Raw genomic sequence first — 6,948 nt, 5'->3', positions numbered from 1 at the left:
TACAGTGCGCCGCCCAAAAAAATGAATGCCAGCATGCACAAACTGCCCGATAGACCATCCACGCCGTCTGTGCAGTTTGTGGCGTTAATAGTCATCCACAACAAGCATGTAGCAATAGGGATATAAATCCAGGGTGGCACAATAACTGAGGTTTTAATTAGCGGTAGCCACACTTCGACGGGTGCCATCTGGCACACGACTATAGCACCAAAAATGGAGATGACCAGGTCGAACAACCCCATGCGGTATTCACTCCATTCATAGCGGTCATCGAAAAAGCCCACCAGCATTGCCAGGAATAGGCACCCCAAAGCCGCCAGATATCGCATTCCAAGGGGCACAAATAAAAATCCGACTACAATAAAAATGGAAATAAAAATAACGCCTGCTCCTACGGGCTTGCCCTTATTTTGTGCGGCGCCAACAGCGTGAGCACGCCCCTGATCACGCGGTAGCTGATGCCACATTTTGGGCAAAATTCTCCAGGTTAACACGCAGGCGAGCGCGGTACCTGCACCAACTAAAAATAGATAAGACGTGAAGAGGCGAAACGGCCCATAGATGTCCAACAATTGCTCACCCAGCCAGTAGAGCACAGCGCAAACTCCCGTGTGATATGATTTGAAAAATGAAACAAATCAGGTCCAATGTAAGGTCTCTATCATTAAAGGGCAAGTCTGAACTCACAGCCGATTCCATTTGAAAGAAAATCCTTGACGTAAAAACACAGACTTTCTATTTTCTGACTATTATGAACGCAATGATCAACAACCCGGTTACTTTTACTAATCCAAACACAGTTTTGGTCGGGGATGCGTTTGCCCACACCGCTCAGCATCACACCCATCATGCTACGTCTGCGACTTTTTGCACGATGCGCTCGGCGGTGGATATGTCATAATAGTTGTCCAATGAAATGTACAAGCCCGCTGTCGAGAGACAGTGGGCTTTTTTTTTGGGAGAATGACAATGGCACACAATGACGATGCTTATGGACGCATGATGTGGGACTTGCATCGCGGCATATCCGCAGAGGAAATAGTAGAACGCGAAGACGGATATATAACTTCCGGTAATTCCAGTGCATATTTCGATCCGTATTGCGACTGGCCCCCGCATCAGCGAGAATTGATGAATTATGTTCGCGGCCGCGTCCTCGACATAGGTTGCGGACCCGGACGCCATGCCCTCTACCTCCAGGAAGAAGGTTTTGATGTTTTGGGCATTGACACATCTCCTCTGGCGATCAAGGTGGCGAAAGAACGCGGTCTCAAAAAAGCCAGGGTTTTGAGTGTAACACAAATTTCCTCTCGGCTCGGTCAGTTTGATACCATACTTATGATGGGCAGTAATTTCGGTCTCTTTGGCAATTTGAAGCGCGCTCGATGGCTTTTGCGAAAGATGCGTACTATGACATCTTCCGATGCGAGAATTATTGCCGAATCCGCAGATCCTTACAGCACGACGAGAAAAGCACATCTGGATTATCACAAATTGAATCGCGAGCGGGGTAAGTTCTCATGTCAGCTCAAAATTCGCATTCGATATGAACACTATATCGGCGCATGGTTTGAATACCTCAAAGTATCTCGAAAAGAGATGGCATTTATTCTCGAAGGCACTGGTTGGCAAATTTCGCGATTTATTCCGGAAACGGGGAGTGTTTATGTCGCGGTTATTGAGAAAAATTGAAGGCAAGCGGAGGAAATAGTTATGTCTATTGATTATCAACTCGAAGAAGGGACGGATATCCATCTCGATTTTGAAAAGCTTCGAAAGGTTGCACAGGCCGATCATCCCGTCATTCCCGTTGCTGTGCAGGATGTGGATAGCAAAGCCGTTCTCTTGATCGGCTATGTCAATGAACAGGCACTTGGCTATACGCTTGAACACCGCGTGGCAACGTTCTGGAGTACATCGCGCAATGAACTCTGGGTTAAAGGGGCTACGTCTGGCGATATGCTCGAACTGGTCGATGTGCGCATTAACTGCGAACAAAATTCACTGCTCTATCTCGTTCGCCTCAAAGGCGATGGTTCGTGTCATACAAAAGAAGATGGTCGTGCGCGGTACGGCTGTTATTACCGCAGTATCGATAATGGAAACTTGACATTTGTGAACCCCAAAACCATACCGGAGTAACAAGTCATGCCCTCAGAGGTCGTTACCCGAATCCGTTCAGATCAATGGCAAATTCTCAGGGATGTGCGTCTTCGCGCACTTGAAGATGCGCCTTACGCTTTTGGTACAACGCTGGCAGAAGGCGAAAAAAGAACCGATAGAGACTGGCAGGACATGGCGAGAGATCATGCCAATCTGTCGGATCGCGCATATTTCATGGCTTATGTGGGGGATAATCCCTGTGGGATGGCGGGGTGTTATCGCAGGGCATCAGACGTAGTAGTGCTCACCGCGATGTGGGTCGCACCCGAATTTCGGGGAAAAAATATCGGTGAGCAGATTGTGTGCGCGGTCATAGAATGGGCACGCGAGGGTGGAGCCACCACGCTCGAAGCCTGGGTGAGTGAAAATAATCCAGCGCGTTTTTTTTATCAAAAGATCGGATTTGAAGAGACCAGTTTAACCGAACCGCTTCGCTCAGATTCCAAAATTCAGATCATTTTGCTCAGGCGCGATATTGTAGCGTGAAATCCGGGTTGATTCGCAATCTTCTCAATACTATATTGCTCACATGGTAAGAGGTTTAGAAATGGGACAGCAGTTCATTCGGACAGATCAGAGCACTCGACGACAGGAGGGAGAAAACGTGGGTTACGATCTCAAAGTTTTTTCGGGTAATACCAATCGGCCATTGGCCGAAGATATTTGCAATATTCTCGACACTCGGCTTGCCGAAGCCACTGTGAGCCGTTTTTCCGGCGGCGAAACACATGTGCAAATTGATGAAAACGTGCGCGGTTGCGATGTTTTTATTGTCCAACCTATTTGTGAAAATGAAGAAGAAGGCATTTCGCCCAATGACGCCTTGATGGAACTGCTCATTTTGATCGATGCTGCGCGACGTGCCTCCGCCCGACGCATCACAGCGGTTGTGCCCTATTATGGCTATGCGCGACAGGATCGCAAAGACCGCCCCCGCGTGCCGATTACGGCCAAACTGGTCGCCAATATGATTTATACCGCTGGGGCGCGGCGGGTTTTAACCCTGGATCTGCACGCCAATCAGATCCAGGGTTTTTTTGACATACCCGTTGACCACCTCTATTCCATTAACATTTTAGGGGAGTACTTCAGGCTGAAAAATCTTAAAAATCTCGTTGTTATCGCCCCCGATGTCGGCGGTATAAAAATGGCACGCGCTTATGCCGAACTGCTCGGTGCGTCGTTAGCTATTGTAGATAAACGCCGCTGGAGCGGTCAAAAAACCGAAGTCCTGAACGTTATTGGTGAGGTGAAAGACAAAAATATCGTCATTGTTGATGATATCATCTCTACGGGGAGTTCCCTTATTGAAGCTGCCTCTGCGCTCAAAGACAAAGGCGCGCGCGATATATGTGCCACGATTGTCCATCCGGTGCTGGCAGATCCCGCTGTCGAGCGCGTGGAAAATTCCGTACTTACAGAGCTTGTCGTTTCCAATTCTATTCCCGTGCCCAAACGCGCCCAAAATGGCAAGATCAAAATTCTATCAGTCGCTCCCATTCTCGCCGAATCCATCCGCCGCATCAACAACGATGAATCCGTCAGCAATCTCTTTGCGAATGCGAGGGTGGAAGGGTAAATACGATAGATCAAGGGATTGAAAAAATCCCGCCAGAAAGTCTATTCTGGCGGGATGAAAAAGCGTTTATAGTGGCAAGCAAGAGGCATCAGGCCAGACCTTTTGCCTTTAAACGTTTGACCAGGGAAGAAGGCGAGGTTGCTTTCTGTATTTGATCAATAGATTCCAGTCGTTTTTCAATATCCCGGTCGAGTTCTGTTTTATGATCCCAATAATATGCCAGTGCAGAATGGATTTGGCCCATGCTCAAATAGGGATGTTGGAAATGCAGTTCTTCAGGACTCCAGCCATAAGCGAGATGGTTGGTAATTAGTTCAACCACTTTCATTGTTGTGCCCTCAATCATTGGCACTTGATCTTCGGTGACCTGAATATGCTCATATCCCGTTTGTGTTAGCACGTAAAGTTCCTCATTAGTACGATTTCTTAATCAAATTTCTTTGAAAGGTCCCGAGACTCACGGTTTGCCGATGTTAAAGCCAATCCCCACGGCTGTTCGCAGGGCACTTGCGTCTTCTTGTTCGCCAATAACCCAGCGTACCTCAAACAAAATTTCCATTCTGCGGTTCAACAATTGTTTTTCCATGCCGACGAGAATAAAGTGAAGCGCGGCCTGATATTCGTTTTGAAATTCGTTGATGATCAACCGCTCGCGCCGCACCCGGTTCACTCCCAATCCACCGCCCATATACGCATACGCAGTCCCCGATTTATGCGGCCACAAGTACTTTAGAAAAGCCCCACCACCTCTCGCCTGAATCTCGGTACCGTCGAGGTCAGATCCGCTTCCTGTCTCGGCACCTACCTCAAGGCGAAGATTGGGCGTAAATACGGTTGCAATATCTGCTTGAAGCACGAAGAAATGCCGCGTGTCGTTTGCCTGTACAACGTCTAAACCAACCTTGGTTGCCAGATTGTAGAGCTTAAAACCTGCCTGGGCACTCGTTGTAAAAAAAATTAAGACCAAAAGTCCGACACCAGCAAAAATCCTCATAATAAACTCCTGACAGCACTTTTGGGCAGTGCCGGATAAATCTTCTATCTACACGACGCCAGTGCTAATTGTTTGAGATAAGAATAGGTATAAATTCCCGTATCGTGTCCGTCTGTCCACCGAATTTGGATGGCATAATTTCCGACTGGAACGACATCAGATAGATCTGCCGATGGCGTTTGATCCGCAGTAATCATCTGCAATTGCTCGTCTTGCTTTGCCCGCAGGTCTCCACACAATGCACATGGACAGGCTTTTCGCACGTCGGATAATCGCACGCGCAAAATTCCATCGTCCGCCCAATCCATTTCGAGCCATCCCTCTGTGCGGTCAACGCGAATGCGTTTGGGTTTTTCTGCCACGACCAGCCCCCTAACGCTTCAACCGATGCCTTAATCCCAATTCCTGAAGCAAAATACCGTATTGCTCGCGCAGATCGTTTTGCAGAGCAAAGGCGCGATTATAAGCGATTGCCGCATCTTCAAAAAAACCTTGCGCGGTCAGCGCGCGCCCCATTAAAATGTAATTGAGCGCGTAATGGGGCATGCGTTCTGTGGTCTCGCTGGCCATGTCGAGTGCCCGCTCTAATTGTCCCGTTTTCAGGTAAATCCAACCCAAACCCTGATAGGCTGCGATAATATCGGGATCCAGGGCAAGCCCCTGCTGATAATATTGTTCTGATAGAATTATGTCGCCTATCCGCTGATATAAGTATCCAAGCGCGACCAGTGCGCTTGCATCGGTCGAGTCCTGGACGGCCAATAGCTGGCAGGCGTCAATTGCGCGATCAAAATCTTCCATTCGCAAATAAGCCGATACGAGGAGGCGCAATGCCTGTGTGTGTGCGGAGTTTTTTTCCAAAATATCGCGCAGGGCGACAGCAGCGCCACCGGGCTTGCCAGTTTCCAGCGAATCGACAGCACTTTTCAGTGCGGGGTCGAGAATTACAGCTATCGAATCATCCGAAATCACGACCATCGGATCACTGCTTTCAAACCTCTCTTGAGCACTGGAAGTCTCTGCACTCAAAAGCATAACAAAGATGATTCCCAGTCGCAGTATCATATACTTTCCTGACAATACCCTCATAGATACAAGGGGCGTCCAGTATAGGGCCATTGAACGAATGACTTTGGCAAACTCTGTCGAGTTGTCGCAGTTGTATCCCACACAAAGGGATCTACTATGGGGTACTCAGTAGAGGTATGTGGCAAAATAGTGTTTGCGCGATATAAGCGCAGGCTTTGGCGTATAGAAAGACCCGGCTCGTAAATTTCAATGGCCGGGCGATTGCACCACATCACAAGAACAAGGTCCGGGTCGATCTCTATTCGTTGACAAATCAATTTGAGTATCAGATAAACACCTGCCATAAATTTGGTCATAGAGGCCTTTTCTATTTTTAGCTTCGATCACTAACCGCTCTTGCTGCCAAACGCGGCGACAAAGAGGAGAAAGTCTGGAAATTCAACTGTCCCGTTGTTATCCAGATCCATACGGGCATCAAAACCGTCATCAGATGAAGACTTGCCAAATTGCGCGACAAAGAGGAGAAAGTCTGGAAATTCAACCGCGCCGTTTCCATCAAAATCACCAGGTAGCATAGTCGGTGTTGGTGGTGTTGGTGGCGTTGGTGGTGTTCCCGTATCTGTTGCTTTCGCGAAAGTAATTACGATCCTGATTGGATCATCTGGCGGTACGTGCTGAGAAAGTGCGCCCATTGCCAAGCCTCTTACAGATTCGGGTAATGACGCCAATAATTCATCTAAGAGAAGCGGACGTATAATATGCAGTGAATCCGCTGTAGCCGTGTATGTATAATTGAGCGGATCTTCATTTTCTCGCGTTATGGTGAGTGCATGGGTATCGGACGCGACCGTGTAATTTCCCTCATATTGGCTCGTATCGAGTACAGAGACTGAAAGCGGAACCAATAATACCGCAGAGATATTGGTCGCTGTTGTGTAGTCAGATTTGACACTGCCATCGGAACCAAAAGTTATTGTGCCGTTGATTTCGCCTTCAACTGTAAGAGGCGATACAGCCTGCACGAGCCCGGCCGGGACATAAGCGTTCAGGCCGACCTTCTCAGCTACCCAGGAGCCGACGATCTCGCCACCTTGCGGCTTGGGGGTTTCTGGTATCAATCCCGCGTCTGACTGTCCAAATACTATGAACGCCGTTATAAGTAGAACGCAGCTTCTCAATACTT

The 6,948-nt window shown here is 48.3% G+C and carries 10 protein-coding genes; 4 read left to right on the top strand and 6 right to left on the bottom strand.

Features of this window, described 5'->3' with window-relative positions:
• Positions 1-596, bottom strand: a 596-nt coding sequence (locus tag OXG87_06945) for a phospho-N-acetylmuramoyl-pentapeptide-transferase (GenBank protein ID MCY3869279.1), incomplete at its 3' end; no start/stop codon positions are given.
• Positions 597-969: 373 nt separating this feature from the next.
• Between OXG87_06945 and OXG87_06940 the strand changes: the two genes are divergently transcribed.
• From OXG87_06940 to OXG87_06925, 4 genes are all read left to right on the top strand, one after another.
• The gene (locus OXG87_06940) at positions 970-1,692 is read left to right on the top strand and encodes a class I SAM-dependent methyltransferase (protein ID MCY3869278.1); all 723 of its coding nucleotides are present in this window, start codon (positions 970-972) and stop codon (positions 1,690-1,692) included.
• A gap of 21 nt (positions 1,693-1,713) precedes the next feature.
• Positions 1,714-2,142: a phosphoribosyl-AMP cyclohydrolase gene (locus OXG87_06935; protein ID MCY3869277.1), complete on the top strand. Its 429-nt coding sequence runs from the start codon at positions 1,714-1,716 to the stop codon at positions 2,140-2,142.
• A gap of 6 nt (positions 2,143-2,148) precedes the next feature.
• Positions 2,149-2,649 carry a GNAT family N-acetyltransferase gene (locus tag OXG87_06930; GenBank protein MCY3869276.1) on the top strand — a complete coding sequence of 167 codons (501 nt, stop codon included), beginning with the start codon at positions 2,149-2,151 and terminating at the stop codon, positions 2,647-2,649.
• Positions 2,650-2,710: 61 nt separating this feature from the next.
• Complete coding sequence (locus OXG87_06925) at positions 2,711-3,742, top strand: ribose-phosphate pyrophosphokinase (protein MCY3869275.1); 1,032 nt, start codon at positions 2,711-2,713, stop codon at positions 3,740-3,742.
• A gap of 88 nt (positions 3,743-3,830) precedes the next feature.
• Here OXG87_06925 and OXG87_06920 read toward each other — a convergent pair whose 3' ends face one another.
• The 5 genes from OXG87_06920 to OXG87_06900 all read right to left on the bottom strand — a co-directional run.
• A complete protein-coding gene (locus tag OXG87_06920; GenBank protein ID MCY3869274.1) occupies positions 3,831-4,142 on the bottom strand; it encodes a DUF433 domain-containing protein in 312 nt (103 codons plus the stop codon).
• Positions 4,143-4,199: 57 nt separating this feature from the next.
• Entirely contained in the window at positions 4,200-4,736 is a 537-nt protein-coding gene (locus OXG87_06915) for a hypothetical protein (GenBank protein ID MCY3869273.1), read from the bottom strand.
• A 44-nt stretch (positions 4,737-4,780) separates the two neighbouring features.
• A complete protein-coding gene (locus OXG87_06910; protein ID MCY3869272.1) occupies positions 4,781-5,098 on the bottom strand; it encodes a DUF971 domain-containing protein in 318 nt (105 codons plus the stop codon).
• A 10-nt stretch (positions 5,099-5,108) separates the two neighbouring features.
• Positions 5,109-5,801, bottom strand: coding sequence for a tetratricopeptide repeat protein (locus OXG87_06905; GenBank protein MCY3869271.1), 693 nt, complete (start codon positions 5,799-5,801; stop codon positions 5,109-5,111).
• A gap of 350 nt (positions 5,802-6,151) precedes the next feature.
• A partial coding sequence (locus OXG87_06900) for a hypothetical protein (protein ID MCY3869270.1) occupies positions 6,152-6,948 on the bottom strand: 797 nt, incomplete at its 5' end.

It is taken from the genome of Gemmatimonadota bacterium, from assembly GCA_026706845.1.
GTDB lineage: Bacteria > Latescibacterota > UBA2968 > UBA2968 > UBA2968 > VXRD01.
Note: the sequence above shows the minus strand (reverse complement) of the source record. Positions and strands in the feature narration are given on the sequence as shown.